Origin of the sequence: Magnetospirillum gryphiswaldense MSR-1 v2 (assembly GCF_000513295.1) — a bacterium.
In the GTDB taxonomy this organism is placed as follows: Bacteria; Pseudomonadota; Alphaproteobacteria; order Rhodospirillales; family Magnetospirillaceae; genus Magnetospirillum; species Magnetospirillum gryphiswaldense.
On record NC_023065.1, the window covers coordinates 4268119 to 4293400 of the forward strand.

A 25282-nucleotide genomic window follows, 5' to 3' on the forward strand; every position below is an offset into this window, starting at 1 on the left:
TCACCTGTCCTCATTGGGCTGGCGGCGGTCGCGGGCGATGTCCAGGAATACCTGTTCCATATCGTCGCGGTCATAGCGCAGCAACAGATCGGCGGGCGAGCCGGTATCGACGATGCGGCCCTGTTTCATCATCAGTACCTGATCGCACAGACGCTCGACCTCGGCCATGTTGTGGCTGGCCAGCAAGATGGTGGCGCCGGTCCGTTGTTGATAGGCGCGGAAATAGCCGCGCACCCAATCGGCGGTATCGGGGTCAAGGGACGCGGTGGGCTCGTCGAGAAACAGCAATTCCGGCTGGTTGAGCATGGATTTGGCCAGGGCGACACGGGTTTTCTGCCCCGCCGACAGCTTGCCCGATGGGCGCTTCAGGATATCGGTCAGGTCCAGTTCTTCCGCCAGTTGGGCGATGCGGTGCCTTAGGTCGGGGATACCGTAGAGATGGCCGTAAACGGTGAGGTTTTCGGCCACGCTCAACCGGTGCGGCAACTCCACGTAGGGGCTGGAGAAATTGACCCGCGGCAGCACCCGATAGCGATGCCGCACCATGTCTTCGCCCAGCACGTGGATGGAGCCGGAATCGGGCAGCAACAGGCCCAGCAACATGGAGATGGTGGTGGTCTTGCCCGCGCCGTTGCCGCCCAGCAGGGCGGTGGTCGAGCCGGTGGCGACGGTAAAAGAGATGTCGTCCACCGCCATCTGGCCGGCAAAAGCCTTGCAAAGGTTTTCGACGTGAAGGGCGGGTGCGCTCATGCAAGGACTATGGGGGCGATGGGCAGCTTGATCAAGCTCAACGCCGAGGCGGCGGATTCGCCGTTTCTGGTCGCCTCAACCAAGATGAGGCCATCCATGACCGCCACTTTCGCCGAATTGCTGACCAGCGCCGCCACCCTTCACGCCAATGAAATCCAGTTGCGCGCGGGCGATGAAGGCCCCGATCAGGTGGTCGCCATGGTGCGCGGCGATTCCGTGCTGGTGGCGGAACTCGATGCCGCCGCCACCGCCGATTTTCTCGCCCAGGCATTTTCGGCCTGCGACGGCGCCGATGATTATCGGGCCGGGGCCGGGCGGATGATGCGGCTGACCGGTGAACGCCTGGCCCTGCCCAAGGGGATCGCCCAGGTGCTGATGCAATTCCTGCCCCCAGGCGGTGCCCGCCAGTTGGTGGCCCGCATCTCTTATGACGGCGACGTTTGCTGCGGGTCGTGCGGCGGAGCGTGATTGTCGATGACAGATGCGCCTTGGCCCATGGCCTGGATGAGGGCACGTTGTTTCAGCAAGACCGGGTCGTCGGGGTGAATGTACAAGGCGTTGTCCATCACCCGCAGGGCCTCTTGCGTTTGCCCCATATGTCTCAAAACGGTTGCCAACGTCGACAAGGCGTAATGCAGGTCGGGCTGGATCGCGACCGCCTCGCGGGCGTATTTCAGGGCAAGGTCGAGTCGGTCAGCCGCCAGGGCGGCGGTGGCGGTGATAGCATGGTAACGGGCGACTTCGGGCCGCAATTCCGCCGCGCGGGCCGCCAGGGCCAGGGCTTGTTGCGGACGCTCGAGACGCAGGCAGGTTTGAGCCGAAAGGCTCAGGATATTGGGCATTTCGCCGTTATCGGTGGTGAAGGTGGAGAGCATCGCCAGGCACTGAGTGAATTCCTCACGGCGAAAATGATCCATCGCCAGTTCATAGACCGAATGCAGGAACATCGCCGGGAAGTGCGCCTGCACGTCTTGCGCCGCACCGCCTTCAGCCTGTCGCGCATATTCGGCCCAGGGTTGTTCTCCCCGGGACAGGCAATGGCGGAACGCCTTTCGAGCCTGATCCATCCGTCCCAGGCGCAGCAAGGCGACGCCCTGGTGGAGCCAGCCCTCGGATGAATCATTCAGGGCGCACAGGCGTTCGAACCAGTCCAAGGCCTGATCCGGGCGCTCGTTGAGCAAAGCGGCATGGCCCATCAGAAGGGCATGTTCGGCGTGGAATCTTTCAATCCGCTCAGACGTTGGCATAGCGGGAGTTCCGCAAGATGGTGTAGCCCTTTACCAGTTCGGTGATGCCAGATTCCAGGGAGTGGACAGGTTTGAAGCCGGTGGCCTCTATCCGGGCATTCGAGACGATGTAGTCACGCTTGTCCGGGTCTTCGCCCACCGGGGCTTCCAGGTAGACGAAGCCGGGAACCTGTTTTTGGATCAAGGCACAAAGCTGGCGCTTGGACAGGTTGGCGTCGGACAGGCCCACATTGTATGGGCTGCCGCGCATGGTGTTGAAATTGTCGACGGCATGCAGGAAGGCACGGGTGACGTCGCGGATGTGGATGTAGTTGCGCATGAAGTCCGCCTCGAACAGCACCACCGCCCGGTCGGTGACAGCCCGATGGACGAAGTCGTTGACCAGAAGGTCCACCCGCATCCGTGGCGCCATGCCGAAAACAGTTGCCAGACGCAGGCTGATGGAATTCTTCCGTTCCAGCACCGCCAATTCGGCTTCCACCTTGGCGCGTCCGTAAAGGGAAATGGGATTAAGTGGCGTGTCCTCGGTGCAGGCAATCCCCGGCTTGCCGATGCCATAGCCGCTATTGGTGTTGGGGATGATCATCCGCTGCTCGGGCGACAGGATACGGGTCAGCATCAGGACGGCATCGCGGTTGGTGGTTACTGCGCCGATGCGGTCGCGGTCGCAAAGCGGAGCGCCAACCAGTGCGGCAAGCGGGATGACCAGATCGGCCCCGGCGGTGATACGCGTCATCAGCGCCTCGTCGCGGGCGTCGCCGCGGATGACGTTGAAATTGGGTTCGGCACAGACGTCGAACAATCCGGCTTCACGGAACATGAAGGTCTCGACCACGGTGACCTTGTGGCCGCGGGCCAGCAGGGCGGGAACCAGGATCGAACCGAGATAGCCGGCGCCTCCGGTGACGACGATGGAAAGTTGCTCGCTCATTTAGATCACCTTGCTTTCGGGAGTCAATCGCGGCTTTGGAAGATGATCTGCGAGCCGACATGGTCGAACTTGACCGGTGTGCAGATCAAGGGGCTTAGGGCGGCGCGGATGCCTTCGTGATCCTCGGGGCGCGCCAGGACGAGGAAGAAGCCGCCGCCGCCGGCGCCCAGCAATTTGCCGCCCAGGGCGCCGTTGGCGCGGGCGGTGTGATAGATGGCGTCGATCTGGTCACTGGTGATATGCCGGGACAGGCCGCGCTTGATGGTCCAGGATTCGTGCATCAGCCGGCCCATCTCGCCCCAGTCTCCCGAGCCGAGCAGGATGTCTTCGGCCTGGTCGACAAGATGCAGCATGGCCCGTAATTCCGGCTGCTTATGCCCGATATTGCCGATCTGATGGGCGGCGATCTCGCTTGCGTTGCGCGACAGCCCGGTCCAGAACAGCAGCATGTGCCGTTCCAGATTCTCCAGGCGTTCCTGCGGCAGGGTCAAGGGATGCGCTCGGCAGCCCTTGGCGTCGAAACTCAGCCGGTTCAGCCCGCCATGCGCGGCCATCATCTGGTCCTGCGAACCGACGCTTTCCCCCATGACCTCTTGTTCCAGGTGGATGGCCAGATCGGCCAGTGCCTGGCGCCCCAGTTGCGGGCGGGCGGTCAATGCTTGCAAAGCGTTCAACAGGCCGATGGTGAAGGACGAACTCGACCCCAGTCCCGATCGTGCCGGCAGGTCGGCGTTGTGGATGATTTCGACGCCATCGGTGACGCCGAAATGACGCAGACAGGCGCGGACGGAAGGATGCTCGATCTCGTCAATGGCGCCGCATAATTCTATGCGGTTGTAGACGATGCGGTGTTTGGCGTCGAAGAAGTTCTGGAACCAGCGGCACGACAGGTAGCAGTACTTGGCGATGGCCACCGCGATCACCGCGCCGCCGTGCTCACGGTACCAGTCGGGATAATCGGTACCCCCGCCGAAGAACGACACTCGAAACGGCGTGCGGCTGATGATCATGGCGGCGTCCTTCAACGGTCGCGCTGCGACAGGATCGGATCGGATAGCGGCCACCAGATGCCGTGCGCCGGATCGTTCCATTTGACGGTGAACTGGCTGCCGGGGTCATAATATTCCGACTGCTTGTAGTGAAAGATCGCCCGCTCGCTCAGAATGGCGTGACCGTTGGCCACCCCCGGCGGTACCAGCACTTGCATTCGGTTGCGGTCGCTGATGGTGAAGCCCTGCCACGCCCCCTTGGTGGGCGAGCAGTCCCGGCAATCGAGGACGGCCAGATAGATTTCTCCGGACAGGCAGGAAATCAGCTTCCAGGTCTTGGCATCGCCATGCAGCCCGCGCAGCACGCCCCGGCGCGACACCGAAATGTCGTCCTGGACGAAAGGGACGGCGATGCCGGCGGCCTGGTAGTCATGCTGGTTATAGGTTTCGACGTAATAGCCGCGGTAATCCTCGAAGATGCCGGGGGTGACGGTAAGGACACCGTCGATTTCGCTTTTGTCGACGATCATGGCTTGGTGTCCTTCGTGTTTTTCATCAATCCCCGCAAGACCGTCCACATGGCCTGATGTTGTCGCCCCAGGGCGACCAGCCAACCCAGGCCGATGCGACCCTGGTCGAGGTCTTGGCGCAGCAGACGGTTACGGATTATGGGGTCGGTCTCGTGGAAGCGGTCGAGGCCGGCGGTGATGGTGTTGCCGTTGGTGTCGGCGCTGTCGGTGATGCCGGGACGGATATGATAGTTGGCCAGCGCTTCGGCGATGAAGCCGATATCGTGATGGCGCAACACCTTGAGATTGAAGTCCCAATCCCCCAATACCGGCAGTTCTTCATCGAAGCCGCCGACCTGTTCCCAGGCGTCGCGGCGAAAGAGCAGGGCAATAGGCGGGAAAAGGTTGCGCTGGGCCATATCGACGAGATGGATGGCGCGCACCCAAGGTTGATAGGGGGCACGGGACAGGATAGTGATGCCGTCGGCATCCAACCGTTCCATCACCTGCGTCGATGCCGTCGCGACGCCGGCCAGACGCGACCGATCCGACAGATAGCCGACGGTGCGTTCCAGGAATTCCGGTTCCCAGCAATCGTCGTCGTCATGGATGGCCACATGGGTCGAGACGCTATGGCGGATACCGTGATTGGACGCGGCCTCTATTCCCATGGCGGCGATGTGGTGTACTTGGACGGCCAAGCCCGCCGCCGCCGCCCGCGCCGCCGCCGCCTCGACCGGGATGGGGTCGCCGCCGTTGTTGACCAAAACCCAAAGAAAGTCACGCCGGCTTTGCGCCATGACGCTGCCGCAGGCCCGTTCCAGAAGCTGGGGGCGGTTGCAGGTGCGGGTGATGACGGCGACCGTCGCGTTCTGCTGGTGCGCGTTCACGAAAGGCTTTCCATTCGGAAAACTGTTGCTACAGGCGATCTAATATCGGGAAATGAGCGTTAATTATATGTTAAGCGTGGACTGCTGCTATCCCAGTAAGATTGAGTGGGGATCCGCAAAGTAAATCCACGATCATGCATGCGGGTTCCCCATCGGCATTTACGTCATTCAAATCTGCCGTCGGCATGGGGGCGTGGTGACATCGACCGATTATGCCGCCGCCTTGGCGGCACAAGCCGAAATGCAGGCCGGGCGGGAAGAGGGCGGCGCCCTCGCCATGTTCAATGCGCAATTGGCCTGTGTGCTGGCCCCCGGCTTGGCCGCGGCCCATCGGGCCGTCGGCCTGTGCGCCTTGCGTGCGGGATTCCCCCGTTTCGCCCAGCTCGAACTGAGCTGTGCCCTTGACCTGGATTCCGGCGACGGCATGGCCTCCCTTCATCTTGCCGAGGCCAAGATGGCGATGCGTAACAATGGCGAGGCCTTGGCCGTCTTGGACGGTCTTGCCGCACGGCCGTCCGACCGTGCCGCCTGGGCGGTCGTGCGGGCCGAGGCGTTGCGGCGGGTCGAGGGGGATGGGCCGTCCCTGGCGTTCCTGCAAGCGGAACTGGCGTGCGCCCCCGACCTTCCCGGCCTGCATCTGCGGCTGGCCGAGACGCTGGAACGGGTCGGGCGGCGCGACGAGGCCCTTGATCAATTGACGCGGGTCGATGGTCACGGCGACGAGGCGGCCGAGGTCCGGCGATTATCCCTGGACATGAGTTTCCGTGCCGGGGCCGCCGCCGCCGCCCTGGCCATGATGCGGCAGGCCGATGAGACCGGGCGTTCGTGCCGGTCGCTGGTGGTGCCGCCGGCGGTCGGTTGGGGTGCCGCCAACCTGACGCGGATGCGTCAAGCCCTGGAACAAGCCCGTTGCTGGAACCCCGAGGCGGGGGAGTTGGACGCGATGGAGTCCCGGCTTCTGGTCATGGAGGGCCGTGTTGACGAAGCCCGGGCCTTGTTGGGTCGGGGCGAGGCTTGGCTTTCGTCTCAGGCCGGACTGGACCTGGGGTTGCTGTGTCTGGCCGAGGGGGTGATGCCGCCCTTGCCCTTGCCCGTGGGGGTGTGCCGAAGTCATCTGTCGATCCTGCTGGTGCAGCGCCAGCGGGCCGCGCCGGGCGACATCGACCTGGCCTTCGCCGCCCGTCGCCGCCTGCTCGACCGGGTGCTGGCCCGTCCGGATCTGCTGGCCCGCTGGGTGGGGGCGGGTACCGACCCCGATCCCCTGCGGTGCTGGGTTCTGGCCTACCTGGAAAGCCTGGACGGACTTGGGGATACCGCTTTGGCCCACCACCGACGGTTCGCCGCCCAGGCGGTGGAAACGGAACCCGGCGACATGCTGGGCGCCCATCTGGCCTTGTGCTCGCTGGTTCAGTCCCAGGGCGACGAGCGCGGTGTCGATCTGCTGTGGGATCAGTATCTGGCCGATGATCGCCATTACATCATGGCCGTCACCAAGACCTTCGCCGTGTTGGGACGATATCCGGGGGGCGGCGAGACGGTGGCGGCGGCGCTGTCGCGGCAGGCCCATCGTCTGCCGGCCCTGACCCGAAGCCGCGCCGATGGTGCCGCCATTTGGGGAGGCGCCTTGCTGGCGGCGGCGTTCCTGGCTGGCGACGATGGCCATTTCGACAGCCTGACCACCGATGCCTTGGCCTTTTTCCGCGCCGGTGCCGCACCGCTGCCGTTGCTGCCGGCGCAGGCCGGGGATGGTCGGCTTCGGCTGGGTTATGTGATGACCGACTTCCAGCACCAGGACTTGCCGCCGGAACAGCACGCCATCACTTTTCACGACCTGTCGCGTTTCGATGTCCGGGTCTACACCTTCACGCCGGAAGCCGCCGCCCATGTCCGCCCCCACCGTCCCCGCCCGCCGACTTTGGCCGCGTGGCCGGGGCAGGTGGTCAGCATCGACCGCCTGCCCGCAGCGGCCATGGCCGACCGCATCGCCGCCGACGGTCTGGACCTGCTGGTCGACAGCGTGGGCTGGTGGGCCGAGGAAATCCCGCAAGTGTTCCTGCGCCGCCCGGCGCCGGTCCAGGCCACCTGGCTGGGGTTGGGCCGTCCCGGTCTGACGGGGGTCATGGACTACATCGTCGGCAACGAAATCCTGTTCGATCGCCATTACGACGATCGTTATTCCGAGGCGTTCATCCGTCTGCCGGGCAGCTACATTCCGCCCAAGCCGCTGCCGGCAGCGGTGCCGGCTATGCCGCGCCGGCTTCTGGGGCTGCCGGAACGGGCCTTCGTGTTTCTGGGATACCACCAGGCGATGAAGGTGACGTGGCGGTCGTTGCGGTTGTGGATGGAAATCCTGGCCCGCACTCCGGACAGCCGGTTGGTGCTGCCCCCGCTGGATCGGTTGATGGTGACCCGGCTGGCCGAACGGGCGGGGGTTGATCCGCACCGTCTGTACGTCTTCGATTGGGTCGGCACCGAGCTTGAGAACATGTCCCGCATCGGCGCCGCCGATCTTTACCTCGATACCGTGCCGTTCAATTCCGCCGGTTTGACCGGTTACGACGCCATCGCCATGAATGTGCCTCGGATTTCCCTGTGCGGGGACAATCTGTATTCCCGTTTCGGCCATGTCCTGTCCGCCGCCATGGGGCTCGACGATCTGGTGTGCCGGACCGAAAACGACTATATCCAACTGGCGGTCAGGCTGCATGATGATCCCGATCTTTTGGCGGTCATTCGTCAGCGCATGGCCGCCGCCCGCGAGACCAGCCGGGCCATGGCCCCCGACGCGCTGATGCGGGCGGTGGAAACGGCGTGGGAGCGGATCATCCTCCGCCATCGCCGGGGTCTGCCCGCCATCGGCTTTGACGTACCGCCCGAGTGATCGCCACGCCCAGCAAGGAAACCCCGATGCCGCCCACCGAATCCGTCGCCGACTTGAAGCGCAAGGCCAACCAATTGCGGCGGCGCGTCCTGGAAATGTGCTACGCCCATGGCGGGCATATTTCGACCTGCTATTCCTATGTCGAGATACTGGTGGCCCTTTATTATGGCGGCGTCCTGCGTCATGACCCGAGCCGCCCCGACTGGGACGGGCGTGACCGTTTCCTGCTCAGCAAGGGCCATGGCGAGACCCTGTTGTTCGCCGCTTTGGCCGATATGGGGTATTTTCCCGCCCAGTGGTGCGACACCGCTTATCGCGGCGGTGAATGCCGGTTGGGCGGACATGTGGATCACAAGATTCCCGGCATCGAAACCACCTCGGGGGCGTTGGGGCATGGGTTGGGCCTGGGCTGCGGCATGGCCTGGGCCGCTGGCCGCGCCGGGCGGGACCACGCTCATTACGTTTTGCTGGGCGATGCCGAATGTTCCGAGGGTTCGGTGTGGGAGGCGGCGCTGTTCGCCGCCCACCATGGCCTTGGCAATCTGGTCGCCATCATCGATCGCAACCGTATCGGCTCTTTGGATTTCACCGAGAACTACATCGCCCTCGAACCCTTCGCCGACAAATGGCGGGCTTTCGGTTGGGAGGTGCGCGAGGTGGCCGATGGCCATGATTTCGACCAATTGATCCACGCTTTGGCGGCGGAGCGCCCCACCGACCGACCGATGGCGGTGATCGCCCATACCGTCAAGGGCAAGGGGGTGGCGGCGTTCGAGAACGATCCCACCTGGCATGTCCGCGCCGTCACCGCCGATCTGATCGACCAGGCCCGCGCCGAATTGATGGAGGAAAACCGATGAACGCCGCCACGGATTTTTCCGCTGTCGACATGCGCGACGCCTTTTTCCTGCGTCTTTACGACATCGCCCGTCAGGATCCGACCGTCGTCGTGTTGTCCAACGATTTCGGCGCTCCCAGTCTCGACCGCTTTCGGGCCGACTTGCCGGGGCAGTTCGTCAACGCTGCCATCTCCGAGCAGAACATGATCTCGATGGCCGCCGGCATGGCCATGGCCGGGCGCAAGCCGGTGGTCTATTCCATCGCCAGTTTTCTCACCTTGCGCGCCCTCGAGCAGGTCAAGGTGGATATCTGCGTCATGGGGGCCAAGGTCATGCTGGTCGGGGTGGGTTGCGGCTATGCCTATTCGGTGGACGGGCCGACCCATCACGCCACCGAGGATATCGCCATCATGCGGGCCTTGTCCGGCATGACCGTATGGTCGCCGTCGGAATCGCGGGTGGCCGGGGCGATGGCCGATTTGGTCAGCGACCTGCCCGGTCCCGCCTATCTGCGTTTCGACCGCGGGCGCTGGCCGGGCTTGGGGGCATTCGACCTGACACGCGGCCTGCGCGTCCTGGGGGAAGGGGAGCAGGTGGCGATCATCGCCACCGGCATCATGACCCATCGCGCCCTGGCCGTGGCCGAGACGTTGCGCCATTCGGGGGTCGCGTGCCGGGTCATCGACCTGTTGCGGCTGTCGCCGCCCGATCGGGGGGAATTGCTGGCGGCCCTGGCCGGGGCCGGTCGGGTGGTGACGATCGAGGAACAGGCGGCGCCTGGCGGCCTGGGCGGTCTGGTCGCCGAGTTCATGGCCGACGAAGGCCTGCTGCGCCCCCTGTTGCGGCTGGCCATCGATCCGGCCCTGGTTTTCGCCTATGGCGAACGCGACCGCCTGCATGGCGAGCGGGGGCTTGACGTGGACGGTGCGGTGGCACGGATCGAGGCGTGGATGCGACGTTAGCGAATTCATAACCGATACGGGGGGATAAAGGCAGGCAACCGGGCAGAAGGCTTAGGAGAGCGCATGGACGGAACAAAGGGACGTCCGCGGGTGTATTTCAATGAATACAACCCGTTCATCGGATCGGCGGCGTATTTGCCACTGGTATCCGGCAAGCTGCATTCCTTCGCCGTCACCGACCCGGATGTCCGCGACCATTATCGCTGGATGCCCTATCTTTTCCGTATCCAAAGCCCCGATGACATCCTGGCCGCCTATGACCGGCCAGCGGTGGCCGCCTTTTCCGCCGCCATCTGGAACGAGCAATTATGCTTCGAGGTGGTGCGTCGGCTCAAGGCACGCTGGCCCCAATGCGTGGTCATCTTCGGTGGTAGTCAGGTGCCGCACGATCCGTCCCGGTTTCTGCGCGAGCATCCCGAAATCGACGTCACCGTCACCGGCGAGGGCGAGGATCCGTTCCTGGCGGTCATGCGCCGCCTGATGACCACGCGCGATCTTTCCGGCATCGACCGGGTCGGCTGGCGCGACGGCAGCGGTGAAATCGTCGTCAATCCCGATGCCGGGCGCTTTGAGCGTGATCTCGACGTCTACCCTTCCCCCTTCCTTGAAGGGATGTACGACGAGCTTATCGCCGCTCACCCGGAAATCCGCTTCCAGGTCATCATCGAGACCAACCGGGGCTGTCCGTTTCATTGCACCTTCTGCTATTGGGGCAAGGGCGGTCTGAGCCGCAAGTACCGCTATTTCAGCCCCGAGCGGGTCGAAGCGGAACTGGATTGGATCGGTCGCAACAAGATCACCTTCGTCTACAATGCCGATTCCAATTTCGGCATGCACCGGCGTGACGAGGATATCGCCCACCACATGGTGGCGGTGAAGAAGCGCTTCGGCTATCCGGAAAAGGTGGTCAACCTTTACGGCAAGAACACCGACGAACGGATTTTCCGTATCGCCAAGCTGCTGCACGAAAACGGCCTGCACAAAGGGATCGGCCTGTCGCGCCAAAGCCTGGACCCCGAGGCCTTGGCCCGGACCAAGCGGGCCAATATCAGCCTTGAGGTTTATGAAAGCCTGCAACGCCAGTTCGAGGCGGCGGGCATTCCGGTTTTTTCCGAACTGATCATCGCCTTGCCGGGGGAGACCTACGAATCCTTCGCCAACGGCATCGCCGTGCTGCTTGAAAAGTCGGTGGTCACCCAATTGATCATCGTCTTGTGCGAACTTTATCCCAACACCGAGATGGCTGAGCCCGAATACATGGCCCGCTACGGCATGGTCGGTCGGCGCAACGTCAATTACGGCGTGCACAGCCGGGTGCATGACAGCGGTTTGGTGGCGGAATACATCGACTACGTGGTCGCCACCGACACCATGCCGGTGGAGGATTGGCGCCGCACCGGCATCCTCTCATGGACGGCCATGACCATGATCGGCTTGCGGGTGGCCGCCGACCTGTTCGTCTATCTGCGCCGTGAACTGGGCGTGCCGATGATCGACGTGTTGCGTTTCATGGCGGAAGGCGATTTTCCCGCCGGGCGTTTCCCGCTGTGGCGGCGCGAACTGGCTGCCTATGAGGCGTTCATGGATCAGATTCTGGCTGGTCTAGGCCGGGGCGTGGTCGAGCCGGAATTCGGCGGCATCTATTGGGCGGTGGAGGAAGCCAGTTTTCTGCGTATCGCCGACCAGGCCGACGATTTCTATGTGGAACTGCTGGACATGCTCGGCCTGTTCCTGGGCCGGTCCGGCATCGCCCATGATGGCGGGCAACTGGCCCAAGTGGTGCGCTATCAGCGCATGCGGCTGCCGACTCCGGTCATGCCCACAACCTTGGAATACGATTTCAGCTTTTCCATTCCCGCCTATTTCGCCGCCCTGGCCCGGCAGGATCAGGCGGCTTGCCTGCATGCCTCGGCCCAACGCATGGTCGTCACCCCCGAGGATTTCGCCGGTGACAAGGCCCGTTTCGCCCAGGAAAAGCTGTTGTGGGCTCGTCGTGGCGGCAAGTTCAACGTCGAGTTTTCATGGTACGATACGGCAACGTACCCCGTCGCCGTGCTTGCGTCAGTTCAGGGGACAGCATGATCAGAAAGATTCTCGTCACCGGCAGTTCCGCCGTGGCCGGTACCGCGGTTCGCGCCGTCAGCGGCGAATATCCGTCGGAATTCGTCTTCGCCACCTCCAAGGATTGCGACCTGACCGACGCCAAGGCGGCGCAGGATTACGTCGCGGCCGTCGCTCCCGACGCCATCATCCATCTGGCGGCGGTCAGCGGCGGCATTGGCCTGAGCGCCGCTCATCACGCCAGCATGCTGCGCGACAACACGCTGATGACCTTCTCGGTGCTGGAAGCGGCGCGTAAGCTGGGGGTCGGCAAGGTGGTGATGGCCCTGACCGCCGGCGCCTATCCGCCCGACGCCCCCTTGCCCTATCGCGAGGAATATCTGCATGCCGGGCCCTCGCACGGGTCCAATTACGGCTCGTCTTACGCCAAGCGGCTGATCGAGCCGGCCATCCGCGCCTATCGTTCCGAATACGGGCTCAAGGTGGTGGGGTTGGTGCCCAACGGCATCTTCGGTCCCAACGACAATTTCAATTACCAGGACGCGCCCATGCTGCCGGCGCTGATCCGCCGTTTCCATGAAGGCCGCGACAGCGCCGACCCCATCGAGATCTGGGGCGACGGTAGCCCGGTCAGGGAATACACCTTCTCCGAGGACGTGGCCCGCGCCTTCCTGTGGGCGGCCTATCATTATGACGACGATCAGGTTCTCAATTCGGGTACGACCGAGGCCAGTTCCATCCGCGACATCGCCTTGATGATCGCCGAGTTCATGGGTGTCGATCCGGCGCGTATCTTCTTCAATACCGACAAGCCCAGCAGCGTCGCCCGCCGCGACACCGACAATTCCCGTTTCGTCGCCCTGTCGGGGATGGCTTACACTCCCTTCCGCGAGGGGTTGCGCCGCACCGTCGAATGGTTCGTCGATGCCTACGAAAACCGCCGCGACCACGTGCGGCTTTATAGCAAGACCAAGGGCTAGGCATGGGCATCGCACGCAGAAAGCTGGGACGGACCGGGCTGGAGGTGTCGGCCATCGGTTTCGGCACCTGGGGTTTGGGGGGCGATTCCTATGGGCCGGTGGATGACGGCCAGTCGCGGCGGGTGCTGGAAGCGGCGGTCGAGCGCGGCGTCACCTTCTTCGACACCTCCGACCTTTATGGCGACGGCCATGCCGAGGAGGTTCTGGGCCGGTCCCTCGGCGATGCCCGCTCCCGGGTGATCATCGCCACCAAGGGCGGCCTGCTGCCGCATACCGGCTTCACCATGCCCCAGGACTTTTCGCCGGCTTACCTGGGCGATGCCTTGCACCGCAGCTTGGAACGGCTGCGCACCGATTACGTCGATCTGTACCAGTTGCACAGTCCTGACCTTTCCGCGCTGCGCGAGAATCCCAGGATCATGGAAACCTTGCGCGGCTTCAAGGCCCAGGGATTGATCCGGCATTACGGCCTGTCGGCCCGTTCACCCGCCGACGCCGCGGCGGCCTTGGCCGAGTTCGACTTCGAATGCACCCAGGTCAATTACAACCTGATCGACCATCGCGCCGCCGAGGCCGGTACCTTCGCCGCCGTCGCTGCGACCGGGGCCGGCCTGATCGCCCGCACGCCGCTGTGCTTCGGCTATCTGACCGGGCGGCTGACCGGGGGCGAAAATTTCGCCGGGCGCGACCATCGCGCCAATTGGCCCGAGGACCAGTTGCGCCGCTGGGCCGCCGCTCCCGGCCTGTTCGATTCCTTGATCCGGCGGCGCGGCTGTACGCCCGCCCAGTTCGCCCTGCTGTTCTGCCTGGCCGCGCCCGAGGTCTCGACGGTCATTCCGGGGATGATGAGTCTGGCCGAACTGGACGAGAATTGCGCCGCCGCCAGTCAGGAACCACTGAGCGCCGAGGAAATGGCCGAGATCATCGACATCTATCGCAGCCGCACGTTCTATGAACCGTCGGCGAAAGCGCGGGGGAAAGCATGAAGCAAGACAAGGGTGCGACCGATCCGGCGCGGTTCCTGGAACCGTCGCGGACCACCGGGGCCGAGATCGATTTCCGCGCCGGATTGGAGCAATATTTCGCCGATAGCATGGGCTCTAACGTCGAGAAGTTGCAGAACTTCCCGAAATACGTTCCGACCCAGGATATCCGGCGCTTCGTCGGCCGGTACGAATTGTTCAAGCAGGTGCTCGACGTGCACGGCTCCATCGTCGAATGCGGGGTGCTGTTCGGCGGCGGGCTGATGTCGTGGGTGCACCTGAGCGAGGTATTCGAGCCGTTCAACCATTTGCGCACGGTGATCGGCTTCGACACCTTCCAGGGCTTCAGCGAACTGGCCGAACAGGACCGCACCGGTTCGGCCGCCCAGTTGAAGCAAGGCGGGTTGGCCATCGACACCCAGGACGACCTGGAACAGGCCATTGCCCTGATGGACCGCAACCGGGTACTCAAGCATATCCCCAAGGTCAAGCTGGTTCGCGGCGACGCCTGCCAGACCATTCCGCAATACGTGGCCGCCAACCCGCATCTGGTGGTCAGCCTGCTGTGGCTGGATTTCGACGTCTACCTGCCGACGCTGGCCGCCCTGCGCCATCTGGTGCCGCGCATGCCCAAGGGGGCGATCATCGCCTTCGACGAGCTCAATCACGAGGTGTGGCCGGGCGAGACGGTGGCGGTGTTCGAGGAATTGGGGTTGAACAAATTGCGCATCCAGCGCTTTCCCTTCGGTTCGACCTTGTCTTACGCCCGACTGGAGTAGCCCGTGCGATGAGCGACCTGCGCCGTCTGGATGCCGCCGCGTTGGCCACTTTGTTCGGGGGGAGCGAAAGCGAGGTCCGGCGCTGGTGCGCGCTGCAACTGGCCGCTTTCGACTTCGGTTACCGTGTTGTGGATGGGGCCGCGCGCGATGCCTGCCTGCTGGAGGCGATCCGCCGTCTCGACCCGTACAAGGTCAGTGTGGCCGGTTGCGGGCGCAAGCCGGAATGGGAAGCGGGCTGGAGCGAGAACCTCGCCGACTTTCTGGCTTCGGATGGTGATCTGGATACGCTGGTGCCCAAATACATCCGTCCGGGTGAGTGGATACGGTTGAATGGCGCCTATGTCCAACCGGTTGATCCGCATTTCGTCAAGAACTACACCAAGACCTTCCGGGCCTGGCTGATGGGGCGTTTTCTCGGCGGCTTTCCCGCCCTTTACGAATTCGGCTGCGGCTCGTGCTCGCACGTCGCCGCCTTTGCCGCCGGACTGCCGGGCTGTCGGGTCCATGGGCTGGACTGGGCTGCGGCCTCGGCCCGCATCATCGACGCCCTGGCCCACCGCTTCGGCTGGCCGGTCAGTGGCGGGCAGTTCGATTTCTTCAACCCCGATCAGGCGCTGCGGCTGGACGCGGGGGCGGTGGTGCTAACCTTCGGCGCGTTGGAACAGGTGGGCGAGCGCATCGCGCCGTTCATGGATTACCTGCTGGCCAACGCCCCCGCCCGCTGTGTCCATGTGGAGGGGCTGGAGGAACTGTACGACGAGGACGACCTGCTTGATGCGGTGGCCGCGCGCTATCATCGCAAGCGCAATTACCTGTCCGGGCTGGTGACCCATTTGCGCCGACTGGAAGGCCAGGGGCTGGTCGAGATCGAGGCTTTGCATCGTCACCGTTTCGGCACCCGTTTCGACGACACCTTCTCGTACGTGGTCTGGCGCCCCATTGTCCCGTCGGGCCAACGGCCATGAGTTGGGCGCCATGGCTGGCGGCATTGTTTGCCGGCGGCGGCGTGGCGGCTGAACTGGCCCTGCGCCGTGCCAATCCGTGGCGGTTGTGGTGCCATGCCTTCGACGAAGCCTCGGCCATGGAACCGCATCCGACCCGCGGCTGGATGCAGCGGCCCGGTCACCGCTTCCGCTTTCATCACCGCTATCTGCGCCGACCGGTGGACATCCGCTTCAACCGGCTGGGTCTGCACGACGCGACCGAATACACCACCGACAAGGGGGCCGACGTCTACCGGGTCGCCTTGATGGGGTGCACCACGGCGGTGGGCTGGGAAGTGCCGGTCGACCAGACCTTGGCGGCCCGGTTGCGTGACACCTTGCAAGGCCGCCTGCCCGGTCGCCGGGTCGAGGTGATGAACGCCGCCGTGCGGCTGTACGGTACCGGCCAGCTTTTCGATTTCTACGACCAGGAGATTGCCGCCTACCGGCCTGATCTGGTGCTTTATTACCTGAACCTCAATCACCCGCGCCGCACCATCACCGCCCATGAAAGCGGCAAGTCGCCCGTGTTGTCGCAGCCGGTCTGGGGTTTGGACGGCAACGGCGCGTTGACCCGGCTGGCGGTCGAGCCGGCGACGCATACCAACGACATGGTCTTTCTCGACGAGGACGGAACCATCCGGCGGAAGCCCGGACGAACCGAACGGTCGGTGCACCGCTGGCTGCTGGACCGTTCCCATCTGTACACCTGCCTGGATGATTTTCGGCAGGGACCGGTGCGGTTGCGCCACTGGCGTGACCGCGTCGAGATCAAGGACCTGGAGGTGCGGTCGCTGCGCGACGGCGTTCTCGGCCATATGGCCGACTTGCCCTATCAGTGGCGCATCGTCGCCCGGCTGCTTGATCGTTGGAACGCGGCGGTGCAGGCCGGCGGCGGGCGTTTGGTGGTGGCGCCGCACCTGACCTATTACAACGTCCGCGGCGGCGCCCTGTTCAAGCCGGTTCCCCAGCATCCCTGGGGGTTCACCTTCGACACCATCCCGGAACGGCGCTACGCCGGCTTTCTCGCCCGGCATCTGGGGTTCGCTTTCCTCGACACCTATGCCCATGCCCGCGAAAGCCTGCGCGACGATGTCGAACACTATTACGTCCATCCCCGCTATACCTATATGACGGCGGCGGGGGCCGATTTCATCGCCGGCGTTCTGGGCGACCAACTGGCGGCGGCGGGAATTCTGCCGACGGATTGATGGAAGGCAAGGGTGAGCACATGCGGGTCGACGGCGATATCGGGGTGTTCCGGGAATACTGCGCGGCCAATCACAAGACCTTGGGATGTCACGGGGGGGCGGGTGACGGGGTGATCCTGGTCGATCTGATGCACAGCGATTATCATTATCTGCTGCGTTCGCTGCTGCTGGCCAAGTATCGCCAGCTCGTGACCGGCGGCAAGTTGGTCGGATTGTTGGCCCACGGCCTGTGGATGTCGGGCGAGCATCACGATCTGGACAACACCCGCCTGCTGGCCCGGTCGTTCGGTGTCGAGGATTTCGTCGAGCTGGATCTGGCCGCCCAGGTCGCCGCGGCGACCGCCGAGGATCACGCCTTGGCCGCCTCCCTGGCCGGCATGGCCAGCGTCGAGGCCGCGTGCGAGGCCCTGGTCGAATTGCGCTCGGTCGATGGCAGCCCGGTGGGGTTGCAATGCCTGACCCATTTCGTCCGCTTCAGCCAAGGGCTGATCCCGTCGGATCAGGGTAAGCGTCTGCGGGCCTTGGGCCAGGATCTGGTGCTGGCCTTGTCGGTGGCGCGCTGGGCCGCCGCTTTGTTCGCCCGTCTGGACGTGGCCGCCCTGGTCATCGGCCACTCTTATTACGTTCCGTTCGGCCCGGTGCTGGAAAGTGCGATCCGGCGGGATGTGGAATGTCTGGTGTTCTTTTTCGAGTACCAGGATTTTTCCTTTTTCCGTTTCACCGCCGAGCATCGCCGCGCGGTGTGTGACATGGCGGGGGCCGAGTTGGCGTGGTCGCGTTTCATTCCCATGGACGAGGCGGCATTCCGCGCGGTCTTCGCCACTCCGTCGGACCGGCTTGACCGGGAGACCGCACACAAGCAGGCGATCCGCCATTCGTGGTGGTACGGGTCGGTGTCATCGTCGTTCCTGGCCGAGGCGGAAACTTGGGTCGACGACATTCGCCGCCGGGCGATGGGCCGGCAGGTGGTGGGAATCTTCCCGCATCTGGTGTCCGAGCCCTTGAGCAACGGCCGTTTCTGTTATCCCACCATCACCCGATGGATCGAGGACACCTTGCGGGTCGCGGTCGCCGATTCGTCCCTGTTCTGGGTGTTCAAGCCCCATCCCGGCACCGCCGCCTATGGTGAGGACGCCCTGGTCGCCGAGTGGAAATGCCGCTTTGACGCACCGCATGTCCTGTTTCTGCCGCACGACGTCATGGGCATCGACATGGCCCGGGCCTTCGACAAGGCGGTCACCGGCTTCGGTACCATCGGCTACCTTTTGCCCATGGACGGCATTCCGGTCGTCCATTCCGGCGGCGGCGCCTATACCGACCTGGGCTTTTCGTGGGTCGGGGGGGATCGGCGCTCCTATCTGGATCTGTTGGCGCGGATCGGCACCTTGACCTTGACGCCGGAACAGATGCGGACCGCCCGTCGCTACGACTTTTTCCGCAAGAACATCCTGGGATCGCCCAGCGTCTACCTGGGGCCGTACCAGCAATTTTACGGTCTTGAGGCGGGCGAGCACACGGCGTTCTGGCGTCGCATGCTGATCGCCGCCCGCACCTATCATTATCTTGGCGATCCGGCCTTTCACGCCACCGAACGGTGCCTGCGCGAAGACGGCGGGCGATCGCTCAACGTGTGCCTGCTCGACGCCCTGTGCTGATTTCAGACCGCTCGACCTTTCATTGGCCGGGCGGTATCAGGCGCCGCGTTTCCGGCGGACCAGATGACCTTCGATCCACACGGCGTCAAGTTCGGTCAGCCGGAACACCCGCAAGGCGTCTGCCGGTGAACTGACGATCGGCTCGCCGTGCAGGTTGAACGAGGTGTTGAGCAGCGCCCCGATACCGGTACGGGCGCGGAATGCCGTTAGCAGCGCATGGTAGGCGGGATTGGCCTGCTGCTCCAGGATCTGCGGGCGGGCGCTGCGATCGGCGGGATGTAGCGCCTGGGAAAGGGCTTGGGCACCGCTGGCGGTGGTGGCGAAGCCGATGGTCATGAAGGGCGCATCCAGACCGTTGGGATTGTCCAGGTAGTCGCCAGCGCATTCGGCCAGGATGGTGGGGGCGAACGGCATCCAGAAATCGCGGTGCTTGATCTGGTGGTTGATCTTGTCCACCGTGCCGGGCAGGCCGGGATGGGCCAGGATGGAGCGGTTGCCCAGGGCGCGCTGGCCGAATTCCTCGCGCCCAAGACAGCGGCCGACGACGCAGCCTTCGGCCAACAGGGCGGCGATGTGGTCGATTTCGGGGTTTTCGCTCACCTCGAAGCCGGAAAGGTCCATGGCGGCCAAGGCGGCGCGGGCTTCGGCGATGGTGTAATCCGGCCCCCAATAGGCGTGCGGCAGGGCCGGGATGGTGTCGGGGGCGCGTCCGGTCGCCAGGAAGTGCTCTTCCGTCAGCCAATAGGCGGCGCCGAAGACGTTGCTTTCGTCCGCCGGCGACAGCGGCACGAACAGGCGTTCGACCTCGGGCAGGGCGGCCAGACGCAGATTGGCCTTGACGTTCATGGCCACGCCGCCGCCATAGGCCAGTTTCCGGCAGCCGGTCTGGGCGACCACGGCGGCCAGCCATTCCACCAGCCGGTCCTCGGTCACCTGTTGCAGCGCCCCGGCGATGCCGTCGAACCGATGGGTCTGCAACTGATCGCGGAAGGTATAGAACATGTCGGCCGGGCGTTGGTCGAACTCGATCACCATCCTGGCGGTATCGGTCTTGAAATAGCGCTCGAACACCTTGAGCGACCGGGCCTGTTCCTTGTCGTTGGCATAGGGGGCCAGCCCCATGACCTTGTATTCGTGGCCATAGGGGCTCATGCCCAGCATCAGCGTCATCCACTGGTACAGACGGCCCAGGTTGAACAGCCGGGTGCCGGCGACGATCCGCAGTCCCTGGGGGGTGGGGAGGGAAACCGCCTGGTTGTATTCTCCGCCGTCACCCTCGGCATGGATGACCGCCACGCCGGAACCGCGCAACGGCCCGGAATAGTAGGCATGGTGATGGTGGCACATGTAATGGGGCAGGAAGCGGACGCGCTCGGGCGGAATGTCCAGCAGGCGGCGCACCGCGTCGCGGCGCATGGCGTTGAAGACGGCGGCCAGGGCGTCGGGGGCGGCATCGACGTTCAGGGCTGACAGATCATAATGGTGGTCGGAGGCGACGCGCGACCATCCGCCCATCAGATGGAAATAGCTGCGCCCGACATTCCGGCCCTCCATCAGGGTCGGCTTCCAGAATTTCTCGTTTTCCTCCAGCCAGTCCTCGCGGCTGTAGCGGCTCATGCGCTTGAACAGCAGGTTGGCGACGCCGTTTTGGTCGAAATGGTGGTTGAGGATGGCGACCACGTCCACCTCGGACGGCGAGACGCCGGCGGCTTGCAGGCAATAGCGGGCGGCATGGACGGGAAATCCCATCTCGTTCTTGTGCCGGGTGAAGCGTTCCTCGTGGGTGGCAGCGACGACGATGCCGTCGATCATCAGCGCAGCCGAGGCCATGTGAACTTCGTACAGGGCGAGGACGACGAAGGAGCCTTGTTTCATTCCGGTTTTCCCAAGGGGTGGGGCGGTCGTGAGAGAGGATCGGGAGCAGCATTGAGGAGGTCGGCGCGGGCGCCGCGCAGCATGGGGTGGTTCCACGCCTCGGCGACGCTGACGGTATGGCGGTTGCCCAAGGGGATGGGCCAGCCGATCCGGCGGTCATGGACGGACATGGCGCCATGGGCGTCGATGGATAAGGTCATGAAGACGTCGTCCTCGGCCCCGGTGGGCTCGGCGATGATCATTCGCGTCGATGGCGGTGCCAGCTCTAACTCGGCGGCAAGGGTCTGGAACCAGGGGGTGTCCGGCGGGACGGCGGCCACGCGCAGCCTTTGCGGGAACTGTGCCGCGATCATGGAGGCAAAGCCCAGCCGCCGGCCGCCGCCGTCCTTGTCCGCTGGCACCAGGGCGGCGGTGGCGGGCAGCGGTCGCAACGGGCCGCAGGCCAGCGTGCGTGCCGCCAGCGGCAGCAGCGAAAGGAACACCGTTTCCGATGCCAGGGACGGGATGCCGACGCCGGGGACAAATGGATGATGGAAGACGGCGGGGGCGTCGGGACGGGCCAGATCGCACAAATGCCAACCGCCGTGCCCGTCGCGCCAGCGGCAGCCGATGACGCCGCGTGGCGCCGTCAGCCCGGGCGGCGGCGGACGATCAGCCATTATCAGCACCAGATCCGGGGATATGTGCGGCGGCGCCGTTTCCGCCAAGGTCGGGGCGTCCAGGCCGCAACGCAGGAAGGTGGCGGTAATGGCCGAATCCAGGGCGGGGTCGTCGCGCAGGACCAAGGTGCGGCAGTGGCGGGCCAGGGCGACCAAGGCCGCCGGCTGATCCTGCAACGGTTGCCGACGGATGCGGTCATGGAAATGCACCAGCCGCACCATGTCGATCGCCGTGTCGAGAGTCAAGGACAGTTCGGGGAAATAAAGGTGGTTGGGGGCTTTCTGGTAGACCACGCGGAAAGAATCGGTCCGTTCCAGGCAGAAATTCTCCACATGCTCGCGGTAGACCCCCGCCGTCGCCTCGGCGTCGATACGGCGCAGGCAGTGGGCGGTCATCGCCACCATGGACAGGCCGAAGGGCAAGGTCTGTTGTTCGGCATAGGTAATGACGTCCGCTCCCGCCAGAACAAGCTGGGTCACCGCGTCGTCGATCAGGGTCGGCATGACCAGCGGGTTGTCACAGCAGACCCGGACCACCACGTCGGGAGGGTGGCTCGCGCTCTCCATGGCCTGAACCATGCGGCTGACCACATCCGCCTGACTGCCCCGGATCACGCCGATCCCCAGGGCCGAGGCCAGTTCGGCCAGGGGGGTGTCGATGGTTTCGCTGGTAGTGGCGAAGACGAACTCGTCGACACAGCGGCAGGCCCGCATGCGCTCCACCGTCACCGCGACGACGCTGTCCTGGCCGGCGAAGGGCAACAGCATCTTGCCGGGAAAGCGGCTGGAGCCCATCCGGGCCAGGACGATGGCGAGAACGCGAGGGCCGGCGCTCACGGTCTGGGCTCACGGACCAGGGCTTCGATGGCTTCGACGACTCGCGTCATCCCTTGGCCATCGACCACCCGGCGGGCGGATTCGATCAGGTCCAGCCGTGCGGGGCTGTCCAGTAAATACTTCAGAAGCGCCGTCAGCGTTGCCGGCTCCAGAAATCCGGCATAGCCGGCGAAGGGCAGGCCGGTGCGGGCGGCAAAGGTCTCGCCCAGCGGGATCTGATGCCATTGGGTCGCCAGCGATATGGCGGGAACCCCCATGATCGCCGCTTCCAATTTGCTGTAGCCGGCACTGACCACGGCGGTGTCGTGGGCGGCGTAAAGGCTGTCCATGGCATCGATTCCGCCCAGAATTGCGGCGGTGGGCAAGATGGCGGCGATCTCCGCCATGGCTTGCGGTGCGGCCGCCGGTCCAAGGACGAAGGTGGCGGCCACCGGGTGGGGCAAGGCGCGGATGGCTTGCGCGATCTTGACATAGGCCAGGTGATAGTCGCCCCCCCCCAAGGTGACGAGAAGACGATGCGGGCACGCCGGCGCGCGGGCCGGCGTGCCCGTATGGGCGGCAATGGCCGTGGGGGCCATGAAATAGCGGTAGCCGGTCAGGAAACGGCAGTCCGGCACGCTCAGGCCTTGATTGCCGTATCCCGGCAAGTCCTGGCCGCAGACGACGAGATCGGCGTCGTAACGCTGGTCGAGCAGGTCGTCGAAGATCACCAGGCGGGGCCAGGCGCAGCGGAGCAGGCGTTGGCGTGCCGGTTTGATGTCCAGCATTTCGGCCACGCACAGCTCGGCTGGCGGCGTTTCGGCCAGGATGGCGGCTTCGGCCTCGGTCGTCAGGCCGTCGGCCAGGATTTGAGCGGGAAAACCGCGCCGGCGCAGCACTTCCGCCACCTCGGGCGGGCCTTCGGCCAGGATGGTGACGATGTCATGGCCGCGTGCGGCCAACGCCGCCGCCACGGCGGCCAGACGATAGACATTGCCCCAGCCCTGACTTGGGCCGCCGCGTGTGCGCATGGCGACGCGCATGGTGGTTCACTCCGTGTGGCGGCGGAAAGCGTACATGTATTCTTCCGTCTCCTGCATGCCGAAGGCACCGTCGCCCATCCAGCGTTCCACCTGACGGACGGCAAAGACGATCTCGCCCAGTTCCTCGGGGGTGATGGAAAAAAAGTTGTCGGACTGGCGCAGCTTGGGGGTGGTGGTGAAATGCTTCTCGATCATGTTGGCCCCGGCGGCGATGGCCAGGGGCGGAATGGCGGTGCCGGCGGTGTGGTCGGAATGCCCGATCGGGCAGTCGAACAATTGGCGTAGGGCATGGATGCGCCGCAATTGGCTGTGCCGTTTTTCCAACGGATAGGACGACACGGTGTGCAAGATGACGTAGGGAACACCGTGGTCGTCCAGCAATTGGGTACAGGCGCGGATATCCACCAGACTGGCCATGCCGCAGGAAAACACCACCGGCTTGCCCTTGTCGGCGATCTTGCGCAGCAACGCCCGGTTGGTGATCTCGAAGGCGGCCACCTTGAAGGCCAGCGACCCCATGCTGTCGGCGAAATCGACGCTGTCGGCGTCGAAGGGCGAGGTGAATACCGGCACACCCAAGCCGTGGGCGTAGTCCCACAAGGCGGTTTCCTGGTCGCGGGTGAACTGCCAGGGGCGCACCATGTCGATGAAGGCCTGACCCTTGGGGTTGGCGGTCACGTCGTAGCGGTCCTCCGCCACATAGGTCTGGAACTTGATCAGGTCGGCGCCGGCCTCGTGGGCGGCATGGATCATCTCCTTGGCCCGACCGAAATCACCCAGATGGTTGACCCCCAATTCGGCGACGATGGCCGCCGGATGTCCGTCGCCCACGGCGACGCCGCCGATCTTGACCGTCTTGCGCGATGCAGCATCATTCTGGTCCATGCGCTTTCCCCCGGTCAGCGGGCCGCCGCCACTGCGTCGCCGAGGTGCCGATGGATGTCGGCGACGTCCTCCTCGGTGAGCGACGGATGGATCGGCAGGCAGAACGACCGTCGATAAAAGTCCTCGGCGGCGGGGAACTGATTGTCGCCGAAACCCTGACGGCGGTAATAAGCGTGCAAGGGCGGCGGGTAATATTGCACGGCGAGGAAGATTCCCCGTGCGGCCGCTTGGTCGAACAAGGCGCGTTTGCCGACGCCAAGGGCGTCGAAGTCGAACACCACCGGCAGCAGGTGGTGGGCATGACGGTCGGACGCATTGGTCTGTTGGAAGCGGACGGGCCACTGGGCGAAGGCTCGACGGTACAATGCGGCCAGCGCCTGGCGCCGGGCCAGGAAGGTATCGAGCTTGCTCAATTGGCTGAGTCCCAAGCTGGCCTGGAACTCGGTCATCCGGTAATTGAAACCGATATCGGTCATTTCCCGGCGCCAGGGCTCGTCCGGGCAGGTCGGCTGCATGCCGATGCCGTGGTTGCGCATCCGCCGCAGCCGCATTGCCAAGGCGTCGTCATTGGTCAGGATCAGGCCGCCCTCGCCTGTGGTGATGCTCTTCACTGGGTGCAGGCTGAAGCAGGCGGCGGCGCTGCCACTGTGGCAGCCGCCCACGGGGAGGCCGTTCACCGCGGCGCCCAGGGCATGGCAGGCATCCTCGATGATCGCCACCCGCCAACGCCGGGCGACGGCGGCCAAGCCTTCCATGTCGCAGGGCTGGCCGGCGAAATGGACGGGGATGAACAGGTCGGGGGTTTCGCCCCGCCGTTCGGCCTCGACCAGGGCGGCCTCGAAGGTTTCCGGCGAAACGTTGAAGCTGTGCGGGTCGATGTCGACGAAACCGGGAGCGGCCCCGGTGGCGGCGATGGCGTTGGCGGCGCCGACGAAGGTCATGGCCGAGGTCCAGGCTCGCTTGCCGGGCCCCAATCCGCAGCCTTGGGCCGCCAGTTGCAAGGCTGCCGAACCGCAGGAAACAGCGACGGCGTGGGCAGCGCCGCAGCGGCGGGCGATGGCTTCCTCGAAGGCGGCCACGTTCGGGCCATTGGTGATCAGTTCGCCCCTCAGCCCCTGGCAAAGAGCGGAAATGTCGTCTTCGTCAATACATTGGAACCCATAGCGATAAAATTTTGACACGGGCTTCTTCCGCGATAAGAGTTACCTGACGAAACCGCCATGGCGACGGTTTCTGCGCTTTCTGCACCTCAGTCAGCCATTTTAGCGACGAATGTGTAGAGCAGAAGTAAACGAGTGTCATTTTTTACCTCTGGCCATGTGGGGGCTGGACCCAAGACCAAGGATATGAACGT

The 25282-nt window shown here is 64.6% G+C and carries 22 protein-coding genes; 11 read left to right on the forward strand and 11 right to left on the reverse strand.

The window, feature by feature from the left end; translation table 11 throughout:
- The gene (locus tag MGMSRV2_RS20465) at positions 1 to 750 is read right to left on the reverse strand and encodes an ABC transporter ATP-binding protein (RefSeq protein WP_024082294.1); all 750 of its coding nucleotides are present in this window, start codon (positions 748 to 750) and stop codon (positions 1 to 3) included.
- An 18-nt stretch (positions 751 to 768) separates the two neighbouring features.
- Between MGMSRV2_RS20465 and MGMSRV2_RS20470 the strand changes: the two genes are divergently transcribed.
- A complete protein-coding gene (locus MGMSRV2_RS20470) occupies positions 769 to 1218 on the forward strand; it encodes a hypothetical protein (RefSeq protein WP_024082295.1) in 450 nt (149 codons plus the stop codon).
- Here the strand turns inward: MGMSRV2_RS20470 and MGMSRV2_RS20475 are convergent.
- Genes MGMSRV2_RS20475 through MGMSRV2_RS20495 form a run of 5 tightly spaced genes read right to left on the reverse strand, consistent with a single transcriptional unit; the run spans position 1176 to position 5316 of the window.
- Positions 1176 to 1946 (reverse strand): tetratricopeptide repeat protein, encoded by a 771-nt coding sequence (locus MGMSRV2_RS20475; RefSeq protein WP_041633848.1) that lies wholly within the window; start codon positions 1944 to 1946, stop codon positions 1176 to 1178. The two genes, MGMSRV2_RS20470 and MGMSRV2_RS20475, sit on opposite strands and share 43 nt — an antisense overlap.
- Before the next feature lie 37 nt (positions 1947 to 1983).
- Positions 1984 to 2928: an NAD-dependent epimerase/dehydratase family protein gene (locus tag MGMSRV2_RS20480; RefSeq protein WP_024082297.1), complete on the reverse strand. Its 945-nt coding sequence runs from the start codon at positions 2926 to 2928 to the stop codon at positions 1984 to 1986.
- A gap of 23 nt (positions 2929 to 2951) precedes the next feature.
- Positions 2952 to 3938: a GHMP family kinase ATP-binding protein gene (locus tag MGMSRV2_RS20485; RefSeq protein ID WP_041634923.1), complete on the reverse strand. Its 987-nt coding sequence runs from the start codon at positions 3936 to 3938 to the stop codon at positions 2952 to 2954.
- Between the two features lie 11 nt (positions 3939 to 3949).
- Positions 3950 to 4447, reverse strand: a complete 498-nt coding sequence (gene rfbC, locus MGMSRV2_RS20490; RefSeq protein WP_024082299.1) for a dTDP-4-dehydrorhamnose 3,5-epimerase — start codon at positions 4445 to 4447, stop codon at positions 3950 to 3952.
- The gene (locus MGMSRV2_RS20495; protein WP_024082300.1) at positions 4444 to 5316 is read right to left on the reverse strand and encodes a glycosyltransferase family 2 protein; all 873 of its coding nucleotides are present in this window, start codon (positions 5314 to 5316) and stop codon (positions 4444 to 4446) included. Before MGMSRV2_RS20495 ends, rfbC begins: the two co-directional genes overlap by 4 nt.
- 196 nt (positions 5317 to 5512) lie before the next feature.
- Between MGMSRV2_RS20495 and MGMSRV2_RS20500 the strand changes: the two genes are divergently transcribed.
- The 10 genes from MGMSRV2_RS20500 to MGMSRV2_RS20545 all read left to right on the forward strand — a co-directional run bounded on the left by MGMSRV2_RS20500 (position 5513) and on the right by MGMSRV2_RS20545 (position 18650).
- Positions 5513 to 8197, forward strand: coding sequence for a tetratricopeptide repeat protein (locus MGMSRV2_RS20500; RefSeq protein WP_144084352.1), 2685 nt, complete (start codon positions 5513 to 5515; stop codon positions 8195 to 8197).
- 26 nt (positions 8198 to 8223) lie between these two features.
- Entirely contained in the window at positions 8224 to 9057 is an 834-nt protein-coding gene (locus MGMSRV2_RS20505) for a transketolase (RefSeq protein ID WP_041634925.1), read from the forward strand.
- Complete coding sequence (locus MGMSRV2_RS20510) at positions 9054 to 9998, forward strand: transketolase family protein (RefSeq protein ID WP_024082303.1); 945 nt, start codon at positions 9054 to 9056, stop codon at positions 9996 to 9998. The genes MGMSRV2_RS20505 and MGMSRV2_RS20510 overlap by 4 nt, the downstream gene beginning before the upstream one ends.
- A 63-nt stretch (positions 9999 to 10061) precedes the next feature.
- Complete coding sequence (locus MGMSRV2_RS20515; protein WP_024082304.1) at positions 10062 to 12080, forward strand: B12-binding domain-containing radical SAM protein; 2019 nt, start codon at positions 10062 to 10064, stop codon at positions 12078 to 12080.
- Positions 12077 to 13039 carry an NAD-dependent epimerase/dehydratase family protein gene (locus tag MGMSRV2_RS20520; RefSeq protein WP_024082305.1) on the forward strand — a complete coding sequence of 321 codons (963 nt, stop codon included), beginning with the start codon at positions 12077 to 12079 and terminating at the stop codon, positions 13037 to 13039. The genes MGMSRV2_RS20515 and MGMSRV2_RS20520 overlap by 4 nt, the downstream gene beginning before the upstream one ends.
- Positions 13040 to 13041: 2 nt before the next feature.
- Positions 13042 to 14025 (forward strand): aldo/keto reductase, encoded by a 984-nt coding sequence (locus MGMSRV2_RS20525; RefSeq protein WP_024082306.1) that lies wholly within the window; start codon positions 13042 to 13044, stop codon positions 14023 to 14025.
- Entirely contained in the window at positions 14022 to 14801 is a 780-nt protein-coding gene (locus tag MGMSRV2_RS20530) for a TylF/MycF/NovP-related O-methyltransferase (protein ID WP_024082307.1), read from the forward strand. Before MGMSRV2_RS20525 ends, MGMSRV2_RS20530 begins: the two co-directional genes overlap by 4 nt.
- 8 nt (positions 14802 to 14809) lie before the next feature.
- Positions 14810 to 15766, forward strand: a complete 957-nt coding sequence (locus MGMSRV2_RS20535; protein WP_024082308.1) for a hypothetical protein — start codon at positions 14810 to 14812, stop codon at positions 15764 to 15766.
- Positions 15763 to 16995, forward strand: a complete 1233-nt coding sequence (locus MGMSRV2_RS20540; RefSeq protein ID WP_024082309.1) for a hypothetical protein — start codon at positions 15763 to 15765, stop codon at positions 16993 to 16995. Before MGMSRV2_RS20535 ends, MGMSRV2_RS20540 begins: the two co-directional genes overlap by 4 nt.
- A 20-nt stretch (positions 16996 to 17015) precedes the next feature.
- The gene (locus MGMSRV2_RS20545; protein ID WP_144084353.1) at positions 17016 to 18650 is read left to right on the forward strand and encodes a hypothetical protein; all 1635 of its coding nucleotides are present in this window, start codon (positions 17016 to 17018) and stop codon (positions 18648 to 18650) included.
- 36 nt (positions 18651 to 18686) lie between these two features.
- On the opposite strand, the gene MGMSRV2_RS20550 is transcribed toward MGMSRV2_RS20545, so the two are convergent.
- From MGMSRV2_RS20550 to MGMSRV2_RS20570, 5 genes are read right to left on the reverse strand one after another with little or no spacing between them, the layout of a single operon-like run.
- Positions 18687 to 20525 carry a carbamoyltransferase C-terminal domain-containing protein gene (locus MGMSRV2_RS20550; protein WP_041633850.1) on the reverse strand — a complete coding sequence of 613 codons (1839 nt, stop codon included), beginning with the start codon at positions 20523 to 20525 and terminating at the stop codon, positions 18687 to 18689.
- Complete coding sequence (locus MGMSRV2_RS20555; RefSeq protein WP_024082312.1) at positions 20522 to 22021, reverse strand: cytidylyltransferase domain-containing protein; 1500 nt, start codon at positions 22019 to 22021, stop codon at positions 20522 to 20524. Before MGMSRV2_RS20555 ends, MGMSRV2_RS20550 begins: the two co-directional genes overlap by 4 nt.
- Positions 22018 to 23043: a glycosyltransferase family protein gene (locus MGMSRV2_RS20560; protein WP_024082313.1), complete on the reverse strand. Its 1026-nt coding sequence runs from the start codon at positions 23041 to 23043 to the stop codon at positions 22018 to 22020. The genes MGMSRV2_RS20555 and MGMSRV2_RS20560 overlap by 4 nt, the downstream gene beginning before the upstream one ends.
- Before the next feature lie 6 nt (positions 23044 to 23049).
- The gene (locus MGMSRV2_RS20565; RefSeq protein ID WP_024082314.1) at positions 23050 to 23928 is read right to left on the reverse strand and encodes an N-acetylneuraminate synthase family protein; all 879 of its coding nucleotides are present in this window, start codon (positions 23926 to 23928) and stop codon (positions 23050 to 23052) included.
- Positions 23929 to 23942: 14 nt separating this feature from the next.
- Positions 23943 to 25109, reverse strand: coding sequence for an aminotransferase class I/II-fold pyridoxal phosphate-dependent enzyme (locus MGMSRV2_RS20570; RefSeq protein WP_024082315.1), 1167 nt, complete (start codon positions 25107 to 25109; stop codon positions 23943 to 23945).
- Between the last annotated feature and the right edge of the window lie 173 nt (positions 25110 to 25282).